This is a genomic window from Rhodothermales bacterium, assembly GCA_041391505.1.
Lineage (GTDB): Bacteria > Bacteroidota > Rhodothermia > Rhodothermales > JAHQVL01 > JAWKNW01.
The window spans coordinates 64277-80455 of record JAWKNW010000010.1; the positions used below are offsets into that span (position 1 = coordinate 64277).

A 16179-nucleotide genomic window follows, 5' to 3' on the forward strand; every position below is an offset into this window, starting at 1 on the left:
AACCTGTAATCCAACACGCCATGCCCCACTCCGGCATCCGTTATTTATCGTATTGCGCCGTGCTCCTGGTCCTGCTCGCCGGCGCGCGGCCGGCGGCCGCGCAAGACAATACGCTCTGGCCCGGTTTCCGGCACGACAACCAGCGCACGGGCCGCAGCCCGCTCGCCGGCCCGTCTTTCCCCGACGCCCTGTGGCAGCGCGACCTGCGCGGCTACGCCTATGCCTCGCCGGCATTCGGCCCCGGCGGCATCATCTACGCCGCCTCCGAACGACGGCTCTACGCGTACGACCGCGGCGGCACGCTCCAGTGGTCGTACGACTTTCTCGACGTCGTGCCCGCCACGATCGACATCCGGGGCATCGTGTCCTCCCCGGCCGTCACGCCCGCCGGCGTCGTCTACATCGGCTCGCTCGACGAATACCTCTACAGCATCGACGCCAACGGCAACCTCCGGTGGCGCGTGGACACGGGCGGGCAGATCTTTTCCTCGCCGGTCTACGACAACGGCGCCGGCCGCGTCTTCGTGGGCTCCCGCTCCGGATCGCTCTTCGCCTTCAACGCGGACGGCACCTCCGCCTGGACGCCTTTTTCCACGACGGGCGAAATCTTCGCCTCGCCGGCGCTCGGCGCCGACGGCAGCCTCTTTTTCGGCTCGACAGACGGGGGACTCTACGGGCTCAACAGCGCTACCGGCGCCCTGTTATGGACCCCGTTCACGGTCGGCAGCGAATTCGTCTCCTCGCCCGTCATCGGGAGCGACGGCACCGTCTATGCCGGCTCGCTCAACGACGTGCTCTACGCGGTCAACGGGACGACGGGCCGGCAGATCTGGAACTACGACACGCGCGGCGACATCGTCTCCTCACCCGCGCTCGGCGCCAACGGGGTGATCTATGTCGCCACGCTGGACGGCGCCCTGCACGCGGTGGATGCCGCCACCGGGCAGGCGCGCTGGACGCAGCCGTTCCAGGCTTCGGATCGCGTCGCGTCGTCGCCGGCGATCGGGCTCGACGGACTGATCTACTTCGGCGCGCTCGACGGCACGTTTTACGCCATCGAGGACACGGGCAGCGCCCCGTCGGTGGCCTGGACCTACAACGCCGGCACGCCGGTGTGGTCGTCGCCGGCGATCGGCACCGGCGAGACCCTCTATTTCGTCTCCGCGGGGCTCAACAACGACCGCGGGCTGCTGCACGCCATCGGCCCCTCGGCGTTCGACGTGCGGTTTCAGGGCGTCCCCTCGGCCGGCCAGGACGCGCTCATGACGATCAACCAGGCCGGCACCAACCTCGCCGCCGCCGGCACGATCTTCTACCGCCGCGCCGGCGATCTCACCTTCGCCTCCCAGCCCTTCGCCGGCCAGGCCACGATCCCCGGCGCCTCCGTCACGGAGAGCGGCCTCGAATATTACATCGTCGACGACGAAGGGGCGGTCTATCCCACCAACACCCCGCAGCAGCGACCGGCGTCGCAGACGGTCCGCGTCGCGAGCGCGAGCCCGCCCTATGACCTGATCCCGCGCACCTACAAGATGGTCGCCGTCCCGCTCTTGCTCGACGACACCTCGCTGGCGGATGTGCTCGGCGACGACTACGGCGACTACGATCCCCAGGCCTGGCGCCTCCTTCGCTGGAAAGACGACGCGTTCGTGGAATTTCCGACGCTCGACGACCCGGTGCGCCCCGGAGAGGCCTTCTTCCTCATCACGCGCGACGGCGCGCCGTTCGATGCCGAGGCCGGCTTTTCCGTACCGACCGGTCTCCCCTACCCGATCACGCTCCAGCCCGGCTGGAACATGGTGGGTAACCCCTTCGCCTTCCCCGTCGCGTGGGCGGACGTCGACCGCGACGCCGGCGTCGTGAATGCCATCGCCTATTTCAACGGGGTGGAGATGGTCCAGGACCCCGCCGCGATCGGCACCCTGCTTCCCTGGGAGGGCTATTTCGTCTTCAACGCCGGCGACACGCCGGTGACGATCGCCATCCCGCCCATCCCCGCGCCGGCGGAAGCCCAGCCCGAAGGTGAGACGACGGCCTTCGCCCGGATCACCGCGGCGATCCCCGGCCGGTCCGGCATCGACTCGCAAAACTGGATCGGCACGAGCGACGCACCGTTCGCCATGCCCGAGGCGCCCGCCTTCACGCCCGACGTGACGCTTTCGCTCCTCGAGCGCGACGAAGCCGTCGCGGTCAGCGCCCGGCCCGACGGGGCGTCGGGCCAGGTGTGGTCGATGCGCCTCCGGGCGCCGGCTGACGCCGAAAGCGCCGAACTCCGGTTCGCCGGCCTGCGCGAGGCCTTCGGCCAGGAAGCGATTTACCTGATCGACGACGATTATGGCTACGCCCGTCCGATCGAAGACGGGACGACCCGGATCGCCCTGTCGACCGACCTCCCCGAGCGCCGGCTGCGCCTCGCCGTCGGCGGCACACTCGACGCCGTGCTGGGTGACGCCGTCCTCGCACCCGAACGGACGGCGCTCCTGCCGAACTACCCCAACCCGTTCTCAGGCTCGACGACCATCGCCTACGAACTCGCCGAGCCGGCGGAAGTCGACCTCACCGTCTATAATGCGCTGGGACAGGCCGTCGGCACCGTGGTGCGCGGGTGGCAGACGCCCGGGCGGTATGCGATCGACTGGACCAGCGACCGCGCCCCGGCCAGCGGCGTCTACCTCTACCGCCTCCGCGCCGGCTCGTTTACCTCGACGGGCAAAATGATTGTCGTAAAATAGCCGTCACCCCGAACGCTGATGCCTACACGTTGCTTATTTCTTGCCGCCTTCGGGCTGGCGCTGCTCGCCGCGCCGGCCTCCGGGCAGGATCTTCAGGAAACCCTCGGCCAGGTGGGCGAGGTGTACGCCCGCGCCTACGTCGATCCGCTGGCCGACGCGCTCGGCTCCGACCTCAACTCGGGCCTCTTCCACACCGCCCGGGTGGGCAACAAGCGGATAGGCCTGCACTTTTACCTCGGGGTGAAGGCCTCCGCGACTTTCCTGGCGGCGAAGAGTCAGACCTTCGACCTGACCTATACCGGCACCGTGCCGCTCGATTTCGATATCGGGTCGGAGACGATCACGCTCGATGTGCCGGCGACGTTCACGGTCACCGACGCGCCCAGTATCTTCGGCGCGGAGGACCCGGCGTTCGCCACCGTCCGCGTCGCCCACGACACCACCTTCAGCACGCTCGGGCTCATCCTGCCCGTCCGCTTCGACTCCACGCTCGCCCCGCGCGAAACCATCGGCGGGCTGCTGCGCACGGATGTCGCTCCGCTGATGGTCCCGCAGGCCGGCATCGGCACGCTCCTCGGCACCGACCTCATGGTCCGCTGGCTGCCCACAATCACCGTGACCGACGTGGGATCGGTCGGCCTCTTCGGCTTCGCCGTCCGCCACAGCATCAACCAGTATCTCCCCCGGCTCCCGGTCGACCTCGCGATTCAGGCCGCGTGGCAGAAGGTGCGGGTGAACGACGCCTCCGACCTCACCGTGATCGACGCGCGCACCTTCGCCGTCAACGCCGCGGTCAGCAAACGCATCGGCGTGCTCACGCTGTACGGAGGGATTCAGACCGAGCGATCGGACATCGGCTTCGCCTACAACTTCGAGGTGGACGACCCGGATGTGGATGTGCAGGTGATTCCCGTCGACTTCGTCGTCGACGGCGGGGGCAAGACGCGCGGCATCTTCGGGATGGGGTTGAGCCTCGGCCCGGTGCTCCTCAACGGCGACGTGAGCGTGGGCCCGACGACGGTGGTGTCCGCCGGCTTCGGCTTTGCGTTCTGAGGCCGCTCAGCAGGCCGTCCCGGTGCCCTGAAACAGACAGAAACAGGCCGAGCCGGCCTGAACGGGCGCGACGAGCTGGCAGCGCCGGTTGCCGTACATGTCGCAGCAGAAGTTGACGTACGCCGGCGCGTCGATCGTGAGGGAAGGGTCGTACGCTCCGGCCTGCTGGTTGTAGATCTGGATCTGTCGGAGCAACTCCTCCATGTTGGCGCTGCGGTCGTCCAGGATATCCTGCCACTCCGAATACTCTTCGCCAACCGCCTGCGGGCCCTGCCCGTCGGACGGCGCGGCCTCCTCCGCCAGCTGATTCAGCTGCGCATCCTGCGCCTTCAACGCGGCCAGCTCCTTCTCCAGCTTCAACCGCTCGATCCGCAGCTTCTCCAGCTCCGTTTCCTGCGCGGGATCCCCCGGACGCTCCACCAACGGCGCCACCGCCTCCTGCGGCCCCTTGATCTTGATGCCCAGGAAATTCACTTCATCGACGCGGCCGCCGTTTAACAGCAGATAGGCCGCCAGAAAGACGGCGACAACGCCTCCGATAACGGTCAGGGTGTTCTTCATGGCGGTCTCCGTGAGGGGGACGGGGGATGGAATCGGGATGCGGGATACGGGATGAAGGATACGGGATGAAGGATACGGGATGAAGGATACGGGATGCAGGATACGGGATGAAGGATACGGGATGCAGGATAGCGCATCAACATCATCCAGCAGCCTGGATTCCGAATCCTGCATCAACACCATCCAGGATCCCAGATCTCAAACCCCGGATTCCGCACCCTGCATCTTACAACGTAAACGCCAGCCCGCCGCCGATCTCGACACCGGGGAAGCTGCCGAACGTGTACACAAAGCGGCTGGTGAGGCTTACCTCGCGCGTGAGGACGAATTCCTGGCCGGCGCCCACGTCGAACAGGGTCTTGGCCCCGAAGAGATCGGTCTCTTCGAAGTACCGGCCCTGCGCGATGAGCGTTGCATAGACGGTCTGAAGCACCCGGACGCGGTACGTGGCGAGAAGCCGGCCCTGGCTGGGCTCGGTCCGCGGCGCGGTGATGGCGAGGCCCTCGACGGGCAGGGTGCTCTTGCCTTTATTCCGGTACCGCGCGAAAAAGCGGAGCTGGTTGAATCCGAGGTTGCCGAGCGTCTGGATCGAGACGGCGATCTGGTCGCCGGTTTCGAACACCTCGGCATCGCCGAGCCGGTCGGCCTGGTAGAGCGTGTAGGTGACGTCGCCCGAGAGCGCCCAGCTGTCGCTGAGCCGGACGTCGGCGCCGCCGGTGAGGAGGATCTCGTCGCCGGGCTTGAACGTCTCGGTCATATCGACCAGCGGCTCGAAGCCGCCCCGGTACTGATAGGAAGCGCCGATGCCCACGACGGCCTGGTCGCCGGCGGGGAACGCCAGCGTCACGCCCGGCGACAGGTTCAGCCCCTGCCCGAATACCGGCAGCCGGAAGCCGTAAAAGTTCTGGCTGAGCAGCGTGGAGGTCGCGAACTCGTCCTGCGTAAGTCCGCGTTTTCCGCTCGGCAGGTTGGCGCTCAGGCTGAATACGGCGCTCGCGGCGCCCAGCCGCTGGTAATACGAAACCGCGAGTTGCGCGTCGCTCAGCCCGCCGAGCGACACAACCTCTTCCCCGGACGACAGCGCCGGGCTGAACGAGAGGGACACGGCAAACGGCCGGCTCACCGGCACAAAGGCCGTGACCGGAAAGCTGACCTGCTGCAGCCGGCTGTCCGCGTCGGCGTATTGCTGGTAGACCGCGCCCGTGGTGATCCGAACGGGGCGGGGAGCGCTGCCGATGTAGGCGTCCTGCGCAACGGCAGCCGGCGCGAGCACCAGCAGGGCAATCCAAACGAGGTATCGCATAGCGAAGAAAGACGTCAGGGGTTCTTGCGTACGGCGGGAGGAGCGGATCAATTTCCGGGCGGTCCGGGCGGGTCGGGAAGGTTGATGGCGGAGCCGCCGGTCTCCGGAGCCGGCTCCCGCGAGTCGTCGCCCGGGAAAAAGCCGTTGCCGATCGTCGCGTTGAGCAGGCTCAGCCGGAGCGCCATGAGGTCGATGGATGCGCCGTCGGCCGAGCCGTCGGCGCCGGCGTTTTCGGCGATGAAGGACTCGATCTCCTGATCCGCCTCCGCCATGGCCGCCGTTTCTTCGGCCTTCGCGGCGGCCTGGCTGAAGCCCGGATCCAGCGACGCGGCCTCGCCGTACGCACGCGACGCCAGCTCGAAGTTGTCGTTATCCTCCTCCAGCAGCCCGCGGCTGAACGCGAGGAAGGCCTGGAGATTCTGCGTCGGGACGAACTCGATGCCCTGCCGCTCCTGCGCGGTCAGCTCGATGCCGAGGCGGTCGATGAGGTCGAACACCACCGCCTTCTGGGCGAGGAACAGGTTGCGCAGGGTTTCGGACTGCGGGTCCAGCTGCGTCAGCTCCGACGACTCCATCGCCACCAGCGCGCTCTCGAGGCGGATATCATTGCCCCCCAGGACGTTATAGGCGCCGCTGACCAGCCGGCCGGCGCCGAGCAGCCGGCCCACGCGCGGCGCCGTCGACGCGTCCGTGTACTGCGACTGGGAAAGCTGCAGCTCGTCCAGCAGCGCCTGCAGCCGGATGCGTTCCACGACGCGGAGCGCGTTGACCCGGGCGAGATCGACCGACATCATCTCGGCCAGTCCGCGGGCCAGCGGCTGGAAGCGGGCTTCCGTGCCCTGGTATACCAGCGGAAACACCGCGACGATGCGCGGCGATGCCGCGCTGTCGGCGATGGCCGATTCCTCGGAAACGAGGCGCGCCATGTCGTCCCGCAGCATCCGGCGCGACAGCCAGGCGTAGCGCCCCTGCATCAGCCGGCGATAGGGCGACTCCCGCGACACGGTCGCGTATTTCTCGTACAGCCGGATCGCGGTGTCCCGCCGGGCCAGCGTCTCGTTCGCCATGCCCAGGTGAAACAGCGTCTTCGGATCCGTGGCGTTGCGCGCGTAGGCCTGCTCGAGATAAGCGTTGGCCTCCGTGAAATGCCTCGTTTTGAGGTAGATCACGCCCAGATCCCGCAGCGCGTCGGCATCCGAGGCGTTAGCGGCGAGCCGGCGCTGGAGGGCGTCGATCTCTTTCTGATAATCCGACAGCTCCCCGACAAAGACCGTTGGCGCGCATCCCCAGAACAGGAATAGCAGCGCCAGCGGGGCGAGGACACGCGACGAGATTCGTTGAATGGTCATGCAGCAGCGCGTTACGTGTGGCTGATAGCTCAATACTCGTTTTCCTACTGTCGTTCCTTCCGCCCTCTTTTTCAGAAGGTGGATCCCGAAGGACACGCGGACCGGAAGCACCGGATCCTCCTACGGCGATATCCCTGTTTCACAGGTACCTCAATTTGCCTACAAAAAGGTACGCAAACCTCGCGTGAACGGCACACAGGGAGGTCCCTGCTTGTCCCCCCCGGCACAGATCGAATGTGAGAACCCGGCAAAACATTTTATATATCTGCAGGCCAGTCGATCAGACGGGTATGTCCGCTCCGAACACGGACGCGCCTTTTCGATCAGCTAACCATACATTACACCACCAATGGGGTCACGAACCAACATTGCGTTGCCCCTGCACATTGAGCAGGGACTGAAAAGTGTGCGGCCATTACCCTTTGTCGTACACAAGGTTCTGGAGCTCGCCAAGGAAGATCCGGTCGATTTCCAGGCGATGTCCCGTACGGTGGCATCGGACCAGACGTTGTCCGCACTGATCATCAGCGTGGCGAATTCCGCCGGCGTCTCCAATCGGTATAAGCAGATAACGTCGCTGAAACAGGCCATGATCATGCTCGGCCGGCAGCACGTCGTCCAGATCGTCATCGCCTACACCTTTCAGACGATGCAGACGATCGGCGCGACGAAATGGCCGCTGGGGGGCGAGCGGTTCTGGAAGCACTGTCTGGCCGTCGGGACGATGGCGAGCCAGCTGGCGGTGAAGATCGGTCTGCCTTATCCCGAGGAAGCGTTTATCGCCGGCCTGGTGCACGATATCGGCAAGATCATCATGCTGAACGAGTACAAGACGCCGTACGCCCAGTTGCTGCAGTCGACACGAAACAACCTGATGCCGCTCTTCCTCAACGAGAAGAAGATTTTCGGCTGCCATCATGCGGAGGTAGGAGCCGCACTGTGTATCCGGTGGAAGATCCCGTCGCCGCTCACGAGCGCCGTCGAGGAGCACCACGTGAATCCCACGTCCGTCTTCGCGGCCATCGTCAACCTGGTGGGCACAGCCAACCGGGTAGTCAAGCTGCTCGGATTCGGCGACGGCTCCAATGCGTTCGTGAGCACGCATCCGCATGCCGCCCTGGCCCTCACGCGTCTTTCCGTCGCCGACAAGATCGATCTGTACAAAAACCTCGGCCCGACGGTGGCGAACCTGGGCAACATGACGCTCGACCACGAAGAAGAGGCGGAAGCGAGCCCGAAAGTGAATCCGCTTGACGGGAAGGCGCTGTATCTGGACCTGACGAACCCGAGCGAACAGGAATTCCTGCTCTGCCTGGCCGTCCGGATGGGCTACACGAACCTCCATTTCGCCCAGTCGATCGACGACGCCAGCGACATGCGGGTGGACCTCCAGAACATCCTGATCACGGACAAGCCGGAGAAATGGAGCGGGAAGACCACCGCGTGGCACAAGATCGTGGCCTTCAACGACTGGCGCGTCAAGCAGCCGGCCATCCAGGGCAACCGGGTCAGCTTCGTCCGCCTCATGCAGTGGCTGGAGGCGTGGCTGAAAGATGACGCCTCCCCGGCCGCGCCCCCGGCACCGGAGCCCGAAGTTAAGATCGAGGCCGAGATCGAGGCCGACCTCGAGGCGCCCGCGCCGACCGAGTGACGATCCTGCAGCCCGGATGCGCGCCGGCCCCCGCGGCGCCGCGTCTGGCGCGAACCTAACCCCATAGCGCAGACCGAATAACCCGTCGGCGCATGCGCTTTTCTTCCCTCCGACCGGGTAACATACGCGCCAATGTCGGCGCCGTATGGCGCATTGTGGCCGGCCGTGTTGGCATCGCGAAGCGGATGCCCTATCATCGCCTGTCCATGTCCGGGACGCCCCTCTCCCGCTCGTTTACCGGTCCAACTCGCCCCGTTCCTTCTGCACCGCCTGACGTCTGCCTGCAGGCGCCAATCCGCTTCGTATGACCTTCCCGCGTCGTTCCCTTTGCCAGCCCGGCATCGTGCTCCTGCTCTCGTGCGTTCTCGCGCTTCCGTCCGCCGCACAGACGATCGATTGGGCGGGAAGCGCCGGCGGCACCAGCCTCGATTCCGGCGCCGTCCTCGCGGCGGATTCGAGCGGCAACATGCTGGCGATGGGCCTCTTCCATTACACGGTGACGCTCGATCCGGGCGGCCCGGACCAGACGACACTCGCCGGAGGCCCGAACGCGATCTATCTGGCCCGCTACGCTCCGGATGGCCGCCTCCTACGCGCCGTGCTGGCAGCCAACGGATCCGACTGGCTCGTGGCCGGCGACCTGGCCGTCACACAGGATGGCGAAACGATCGTGGTGGGTGAATTCCGGAAAACGGCGGTCTTCGGGGAAGGGACTCCCGGGGAAGTCCAGCTCGACACGGGCGCGAACACCGGCCTGTTCATCGCCCGGTTCGACACCAGCGGAGCGCTTCTCTGGGCGAAAGAAGCCGGGGGCCTGAACACGACCGGCACCCTGCTGGGCAAGACCGTATCGGTCACCGATGACGGAACGATCCACGTGTCGGGCTACCTGAGCGGAGCCGTCGTGCTGGACGAGGGGCTGCCGACCCAGCAGGTGCAGGGCAACGCCTCCGTGCACGGATTTATGCTCGCGCGGTACACTCCAACCGGCGCCCTGGCCTATTTCAGTTACTGGCCGGCTTCCTACACGTATATTCCGACGTCGATGCATATCGACGAGGCCGGGTACACGTATCTCACAGGCTATTACCTCCTGAACGACGCGGCAGGACGCTACAGCGGATTTATCGCCCGACTCAACCCCGACGGCGGATTGCGCTGGCTCAAAAGCATGAGCGGGACGGCGCTCGGCCGGGGCGATGCGATTTCGGTGGACGGCAACGCCTACAGCTACGTGACGGGATTTTTCACCGGATCGCTGACGCTGGGTAGCGGAGAGGCCGGCGAAACGACCCTTCTATCCGCGGGCGATCGGGATATTTTCGTCGCCAAATACAATCCCTCCGGGGCGCTCGTCCGCGCCACGCGGCACGGCGGGACGGGGGACGACCGGGGCGCGGCCGTGGTGGTCCGGCCGGCCGGCGATGCGCATTACGTGGCCGGCTCGTTTACCGGGACGGCTTCCATCGCCGGATCCTCCTATGTAGCGCATGGCGCGCAGGATATCTTCCTGGCCCGCTTTGACGCAACCAGCACGCCGATCTGGCTCGAGCAGTACGGCGGTCCGCTCGCCGATACGCCCTCCCGCATGACGCAAGACCGCGATGGCAACCTGTATCTCACCGGGAGTTTCTTCGACACCCTGACCTTCCCCGGCAACGGAGCGTCGCACACCCTCGTCAGCAACGGCCTGAGCGACGCGTTTTTTGTGCGGGTGACGGCACCGGGTCAGGAAATCGACCGCGAGCCGCCGGTCTGTGAACTGGGCTACATCAGCGACCTCCCCCCCTATCAATTCGACATGATCTTCAAGGATTTCGGCTCCGGGCTGGCTTCCCTCCGGGTCAGCAATGGAACCGGCTTCCATTTCGAGATCGACAGGGGTTCGGGCGAATTCCTTGCGCTAAACGATATCGTGTACCTCACCGGAGAATCGAGCATCCAGGTCAATGTCGAGCCCGTGCACGCCGTGCGCAACCTGAATCGGTTCTACGACGCCCGCCGCGCCATCGTCTTCGAGGTGACCGACAAGCTGGGGCATGTCACCCGGTGCGATCCTGCCGGCGGCGTTATCACGACGAGCGCGCCTTCCCCCCTCGCCCAGAACTATCCGAACCCGTTCAACCCGACCACGACGATCCGCTTCGACCTAACCGACCTGCCGGGCGAATCGATTCGACTCACGGTGTTCGACGTCACGGGCCGGGCCGTCCGGACGCTGGCGCGCGGCGCGCGGGCCGGCGGGGTGTATGAGGTGGAATGGGACGGCCGCGACGACGCCGGCCGGGTGATGGCCTCGGGCGTCTACCTCTACCGCCTGGACGTCGACGGCCAGGTGTTCACTCGAACGATGCTTCTGATGAAGTAGCGTCGCCGGTTCCATCGCCGGCGTCCTCGCCGGCCGGCGGCTCGGTCAGGCTGAACTCGGGCGCGTGCAGCATGCGCGCCGAGCGGTCGATCAGGTCGATGGCGTCCAGCTCTTCCCGCGTCGCCGCGCCCAGCTCCTGAAACCGCCGCGCCGTCACGAGCACCCGCGACTCGAGCGACCCCATCGCACTGTTGTAGCTGCCGACGGCCCGGTCGAGCCCGCGCCGCATCTCGACGAAGTGGCTCGTCATGGTCCGCAGCCGGTCGTACAGCTCCTGGCCCAGCTTGCTGATGTCGAGCGCGTGCCGCGCGATCTGTTCGTGGCGCCACCCATAGGCGACCGCCCGGAGCAGGGCGATCAGCGTGGTGGGCGTGGCGAGGACGACGCCGTTTTTCATCCCGTCCTCCAGCAGGGTCGCGTCGTGCTGGAGGGCCGCGCTGAAGAACATCTCGCCGGGCAAAAACAGCACGACGAATTCCGGCGAGAGGTCGAACTGGGCGTGATAGGCCTTCTGCCCCAGCTGCCGGAGATGCGCGCGCACCTGGAGGGCGTGGTCGCGCAGGAATCCTTTCGCCTGCTCGTCGTCTTCCGCCTCCACCGCGTCGAGGTACGCTTGGAGCGGCGTCTTGGCGTCGACGATGATCTGTTTGTTGTTGGGCAGGTTGACGATGAGGTCGGGCCGCAGCCGGCCGCTCGCCGTGTCCACGCTCACCTGCTCGTCGAAGTCGCAATGCTCCACCATGCCGGCGAGTTCGACCACCTTCCGCAGCTGCATCTCGCCCCATCGGCCGCGCACCGACGGCTGGCGCAGGGCCTTGACGAGGTTGCCGGCCTCCTTCTGGATCTGGTGCTGGGCGACGGCCATCGAGGCGATCTGCTCGGTCAGCGACGCGTACGCCGCCGTGCGCGCCTCCTCGACTTCCCGGATCCGCCGGTTCACCTGTTCGAGCGAGGTATTGAGCGGCTTCACCAGTTCGCTCATGGCCGCCTCGCGCTTCTGCATTTCGGCGCCGGCCTTGGTGTAGAAGTGCTCCAGCGTGGATTTCGCCAGCTCCGAGAAGGCCCGGCTGTTCTGGTGCAGCGCCTCGGAGGAGAGCGCCTTGAAGGTGTCCGTCAGTTTCTGCTGCGCCAGATCGAGCAGTGCGGCCTGCTCCGCCCCGGTCCGCCGCTCCTCGTCGAGCTGCGTCTGGCGGACCGCCAGCTCGCTCGTCAGCTTCGTGACGCGTTCCTGCAGCTGCCGGCCGGCCGATCGCTGCCCCTCCAGCTCCTGCTCGAGCCCGCGGACCCGCTGCTCCTGCGCCTGCAGGGCGGCGCGCGCGGCGGCATAGTGCTGCGTGAGCTGCTCGCGGTCGCGGGTGAGCTGTTCGACGTGGGTCTTGCCGGCCTCCGCGCCGGCGCGGGCGCGAGCTAGTTCGTCCTCCTGGTAGCGGACCCGCTCCTGCAGCGCCGCCGTCTGCGACTGCGTCTGGCTCCGCAGGAGCAGCCATATAAAAACCGCCCCCATCGCCGCGCCGGCGAGGAGGGGTCCGAGAAGAGTCGTGAGTTCCATCAGATGTGCCTGGTATCGGTTACCCGCACATAAGTTACACATCGCTTCATTAACTACCCAGCGCCGGCGGGAAAAAGATGCTTATCCCGCAAACGCATCCAGATGCGGCCCGAAGGGCTGGTCGTACCCCCGCTTGCCGGTCGCCTTGTAGATGGCGTTGGCGAAGGCTGGGAACGTCGGCGGAAAGGCCGGCTCGTCGAGACCCGTCGGATCGATCGTATTCTCCACGAAATGAACCTCGATCGCTTTCGGCGCCTCGCTATGCCGGATCATGCGGTAGGTGTCGAAATTCTGGTGCTCGGGCACCCCGTCTTTGAACGTCAGTGCGCCGTAGAGCGCATTGCCGACCGCATCGACGATAGCGCCCTCGACGAGGTTGGTCGCGGCGTCGGGGTTGATGACTATCCCGCAATCGACGGCGGTGCAGACGTTCCGGATGACGGGCTTGCCGTCCTCGATGGCCAGATCCAGCACGTGCGCCGCGTACGAGTTGCGGCAGAAATAGGCCGATACGCCGCGATGCACGCCGGCCCGCTCGTGTCCCCAGCCCGACTTTTCCAGCACCAGTTCCAGCACCCCGGCATACCGGGCCGCGTCGTCGTAACGGGGGCCGACAGGGTTCATCCGGGCGCGCTCCAGCAGGCCGAGCCGGAAATCGATCGGATCCTGCACCATCGCCTCGGCGAGTTCGTCGAGGAAGGACTGTTCGGCGGCCGCCATGAAATTCGACCGGGGCGCCCGGAACGCGCCGGTGGTGATGTTGGACGGGATGTCCCATCCCTCGGCGTGGTACTTGTCGACCGCGCCGGCCGGAAAGCGGTCGGCGAACAGCGGATATTCCGGGAGTCCACCGGCGCGGACTTCGGGGAGAGCATCGTCACCGTCCCGTCGCTCGCGATCATCAGGTACCCATTGAGCCGGTGCCACTCCGCGCGATTCCCGTTCGCTTCCCCGTCAACCGGCTGACAGCCCGCCAGCCAGTTGAAACCGATGAGCAGACCGCCTCCCGGGAGGGAGGATACCTTTAGAAATGACCGCCTGTCGAGGCCGGTTTTTATCGTAGGCGTGGCGGTTCATTCAGGGATCATTCGAGATTTTTCGATACGCCGGCGCCTCTGGATCTCGACCGTTGCACCGGGCCTCCAGTTCGACCCCGTTGAGTCCTTCCGGCCGATTGCCCTCCATCCACATGTCGCGCGTCAGCAGCACCGGCTGGCCGTCCTGCATCACGGTCATCGGGCTCAAATCGATCGTCATCGTCAGTACGCCGGCTTGCGACGCCGGCCGTGGAAGCCAGGCCACGTAGCGATCGAGCGAAACGATGCTCTCATCCGGCTCGCCCGATGACCGTACGCGCAGGTTGACCCCGCTCGTCCGACCGGTGCGTTCCCGCGTGATGCGACTGGGCTCGGTGGAAAATCCCAGCTCGGGGCGTGCGGCGTCATCGCATTCGATCGGTACCGTGTATTCGGCCTCCGCGACGCGAACCACGGCCGTCCCCTCGAAGCGCGTCTGGGCGAAGGCATCTGCGATGGGAGCCAGCCAGAGCATTAGCAGAACAAACGCCATGACATGGCGCACGGCGTGGCCGAATCGGACGATCTGGTTCATGAGCCCTCCGGTCGGGTGGATGCGTCGTTGAACGGTGCGTTCCTCCAATATACGCGATCGCGACGGCGGAGTCGCGCGCCCCGGGCGGATGCGTCACCCAAACGCCTTCTCGAACGCGCGCTGCTGGTCGATATCCCCCATGAGAAACAGCTCGCTGTGTTTCGGGATCAGGGCGGAAGGGGGCGGATTGGTGACGATGTGGTCCCCTTCCTGGATGGCGATGACGTTCAAACCGCTTTTCGTGCGGATACCGCTGTCCTTCAGCAGCCGGCCGGCGATGGAGGCCGGCGTGGGGACCGAAAACAGATTCACCCCCTCGCTGACGAGGAACGAAGGCCGTTCGCGCAGGATGGAGTCGATCAGCGAGACGCCCAGGGAGGTGTAGCTGAGCGCGAAGTCGGCGCCGGCGCGGTGGATCGAGGCGACGTTGCGCTCCTCGTTGAGCCGGGATACGATGCGGATGCCCGGGTTCAGCCGGCGGCAGTAGGACGTCAGGTAGATGTTGATCCGGTCGTCGTGGGTGGTGAGCAGCACAGACGGCGCCTCCGCGATCCCCACCTCCTGCATGAGCGTGTAATCGGCCGCGTCGCCCTGATGGACGTGCTCGAACTCCCGCGCGAGGACCGAGCATACAAACCGGCTCTGGTCGATGATCCGCACCGGGACGCCCCTCGCCTTGAGCACGCGCGCGGCCTGCGCACCGACCGTTCCGCCCCCGATGACGATCACCGGGTTGGGATTGACGTCGTAGATCATCATCAACGCATCGAGCTCGTCCAGCTGCTCGCTGGCGCCCACGACGACGAGCACCGACGACGAGGTCAGCTGCGTCTCCGGGCGGGCCGGCAGCAGCGTGCCCCGGTCCCAAACGCCGATCACTGTGACGCCGGTCAGCTCGCGCAGCCGCGTGTCGCGCACCGTCTGGGCCGCCAGCGGGGTGCGGTGCACCGGAAATTCGGCGACCTGCAAATCATGGAACTCACCCAGCTGGACGACGCGGGCGTGCATCCCCTTGACCCGGGACGCCAGCTGTTCGCCGAGTTGATTGCGAAGCGCCAGAACCCGCGTGGCGCCCGTGAGCTGCAACACGTCGACGGCGTCGTCCCGCGACGCCAGCGCCACGATGGGCACCTTTTCGGCCGCTTCGCGGACGGCGAGTATCGTGCTGGTGTTCACGGCGTCGTCGCGGTTGACGACCACCATCCGCGCCGACGCCACCGCGAGCGCCTCGTAGGTCGCCCGCAGATCGATGTCGCCCGTGACCGCCGGCACGCCGCGGAAATACAGCTGGGCCGCCTTGTCCGCGTCCGGTTCGAGGACGAAGACGTCGATGCTTTCGCGCTCCAGCCGGGCGATGAGCGCCGGCGCGATCATCTCGTCGTACGCCGTGAGGATGACATGCCCCGCCGTCCCGCGCGGCACGGACCGGGGCGCCCGCATGCGGAGCCGGGCATCCAGCCAGGGCCCGAAGCGGATGAAGGCGACGGGAAAGAGCACGAAAAACAACGTGATGCCCGATACGAGCACCACGATCGTGTAGAGCCGGCCGATCTCGCTCTCGAACACGATGTCCCCAAAACCGAGCGTCGTCATCACGGTGAGGGTCCAGTAATAGGCCGTGAACCAGGAATACGAGCGCCCCTCCACCCCGATCATGATCACGTGAAACAGGATGGCGAACACGGAGACGAGCAGAAATATCCCGCCTACGTACCCCAGGATGATGCGCAGATTTTGATGCGCCGGGCCCCTCGGCCGCCGGCTGGCGCGCAGAAATGAACGGAGTGACATACGAAATCGGACCCTCACGCTGGCTTCCCATGTGTGCCCCTCTAACCCATGGCCGGAGGTCGGGTTCAGCACGCCGGCGCGCCGGGCGACGGGCGAGCGGCGGCGCGACGAGATGCACACTTTCCGCCAGCAGAAGAAAAAAATCTTCCTAGGCAGATCCGCCGGATAGTTTGTATTCTTGCGACGAAACGATTCGGTGTTGCCGTCGTCG

11 protein-coding genes are annotated in these 16179 nt (G+C 66.1%); 4 read left to right on the forward strand and 7 right to left on the reverse strand.

From position 1 onward, the window contains the following. The first annotated feature begins 20 nt into the window (after positions 1 to 20). Together R2834_11550 and R2834_11555 are read left to right on the forward strand one after the other, a co-directional pair. The gene (locus R2834_11550) at positions 21 to 2732 is read left to right on the forward strand and encodes a PQQ-binding-like beta-propeller repeat protein (protein ID MEZ4700958.1); all 2712 of its coding nucleotides are present in this window, start codon (positions 21 to 23) and stop codon (positions 2730 to 2732) included. 18 nt (positions 2733 to 2750) lie between these two features. Next, entirely contained in the window at positions 2751 to 3785 is a 1035-nt protein-coding gene (locus R2834_11555; protein MEZ4700959.1) for a DUF6588 family protein, read from the forward strand. Between the two features lie 6 nt (positions 3786 to 3791). Here R2834_11555 and R2834_11560 read toward each other — a convergent pair whose 3' ends face one another. The 3 genes from R2834_11560 to R2834_11570 all read right to left on the reverse strand — a co-directional run bounded on the left by R2834_11560 (position 3792) and on the right by R2834_11570 (position 6998). Continuing rightward, positions 3792 to 4346, reverse strand: coding sequence for a hypothetical protein (locus R2834_11560; GenBank protein ID MEZ4700960.1), 555 nt, complete (start codon positions 4344 to 4346; stop codon positions 3792 to 3794). A gap of 226 nt (positions 4347 to 4572) precedes the next feature. After that, on the reverse strand, positions 4573 to 5649 hold the full coding sequence (locus R2834_11565; protein ID MEZ4700961.1) for a hypothetical protein: 1077 nt from the start codon (positions 5647 to 5649) through the stop codon (positions 4573 to 4575). A gap of 47 nt (positions 5650 to 5696) precedes the next feature. Then, positions 5697 to 6998: a CsgG/HfaB family protein gene (locus tag R2834_11570; GenBank protein MEZ4700962.1), complete on the reverse strand. Its 1302-nt coding sequence runs from the start codon at positions 6996 to 6998 to the stop codon at positions 5697 to 5699. Between the two features lie 406 nt (positions 6999 to 7404). Between R2834_11570 and R2834_11575 the strand changes: the two genes are divergently transcribed. After that, positions 7405 to 8649, forward strand: coding sequence for an HDOD domain-containing protein (locus R2834_11575; protein ID MEZ4700963.1), 1245 nt, complete (start codon positions 7405 to 7407; stop codon positions 8647 to 8649). Positions 8650 to 8953: 304 nt separating this feature from the next. Then, a complete protein-coding gene (locus tag R2834_11580) occupies positions 8954 to 11017 on the forward strand; it encodes a FlgD immunoglobulin-like domain containing protein (protein MEZ4700964.1) in 2064 nt (687 codons plus the stop codon). Here R2834_11580 and rmuC read toward each other — a convergent pair. The 4 genes from rmuC to R2834_11600 form a co-directional block, all read right to left on the reverse strand. Beyond that, positions 10989 to 12566, reverse strand: a complete 1578-nt coding sequence (rmuC, locus tag R2834_11585) for a DNA recombination protein RmuC (protein MEZ4700965.1) — start codon at positions 12564 to 12566, stop codon at positions 10989 to 10991. The genes R2834_11580 and rmuC overlap by 29 nt on opposite strands. 81 nt (positions 12567 to 12647) lie before the next feature. Then, positions 12648 to 13493, reverse strand: coding sequence for a molybdopterin cofactor-binding domain-containing protein (locus R2834_11590; GenBank protein MEZ4700966.1), 846 nt, complete (start codon positions 13491 to 13493; stop codon positions 12648 to 12650). Positions 13494 to 13643: 150 nt separating this feature from the next. Beyond that, positions 13644 to 14177: a hypothetical protein gene (locus R2834_11595; protein ID MEZ4700967.1), complete on the reverse strand. Its 534-nt coding sequence runs from the start codon at positions 14175 to 14177 to the stop codon at positions 13644 to 13646. A 93-nt stretch (positions 14178 to 14270) separates the two neighbouring features. After that, entirely contained in the window at positions 14271 to 15968 is a 1698-nt protein-coding gene (locus R2834_11600; protein MEZ4700968.1) for an NAD-binding protein, read from the reverse strand. Positions 15969 to 16179 lie beyond the last annotated feature (211 nt).

Excerpts from the sequence above, each read along its gene's own strand:
- R2834_11555 (MEZ4700959.1), top strand. The coding sequence starts at position 2,751 with ATGCCTACACGTTGCTTATTTCTTGCCGCCTTCGGGCTGGCGCTGCTC.
- rmuC (MEZ4700965.1), bottom strand. The coding sequence starts at position 12,566 with ATGGAACTCACGACTCTTCTCGGACCCCTCCTCGCCGGCGCGGCGATG.
- R2834_11580 (MEZ4700964.1), top strand. The coding sequence starts at position 8,954 with ATGACCTTCCCGCGTCGTTCCCTTTGCCAGCCCGGCATCGTGCTCCTG.
- R2834_11570 (MEZ4700962.1), bottom strand. The coding sequence starts at position 6,998 with ATGACCATTCAACGAATCTCGTCGCGTGTCCTCGCCCCGCTGGCGCTG.
- R2834_11595 (MEZ4700967.1), bottom strand. The coding sequence starts at position 14,177 with ATGAACCAGATCGTCCGATTCGGCCACGCCGTGCGCCATGTCATGGCG.
- R2834_11550 (MEZ4700958.1), top strand. The coding sequence starts at position 21 with ATGCCCCACTCCGGCATCCGTTATTTATCGTATTGCGCCGTGCTCCTG.
- R2834_11560 (MEZ4700960.1), bottom strand. The coding sequence starts at position 4,346 with ATGAAGAACACCCTGACCGTTATCGGAGGCGTTGTCGCCGTCTTTCTG.
- R2834_11600 (MEZ4700968.1), bottom strand. The coding sequence starts at position 15,968 with ATGTCACTCCGTTCATTTCTGCGCGCCAGCCGGCGGCCGAGGGGCCCG.
- R2834_11565 (MEZ4700961.1), bottom strand. The coding sequence starts at position 5,649 with ATGCGATACCTCGTTTGGATTGCCCTGCTGGTGCTCGCGCCGGCTGCC.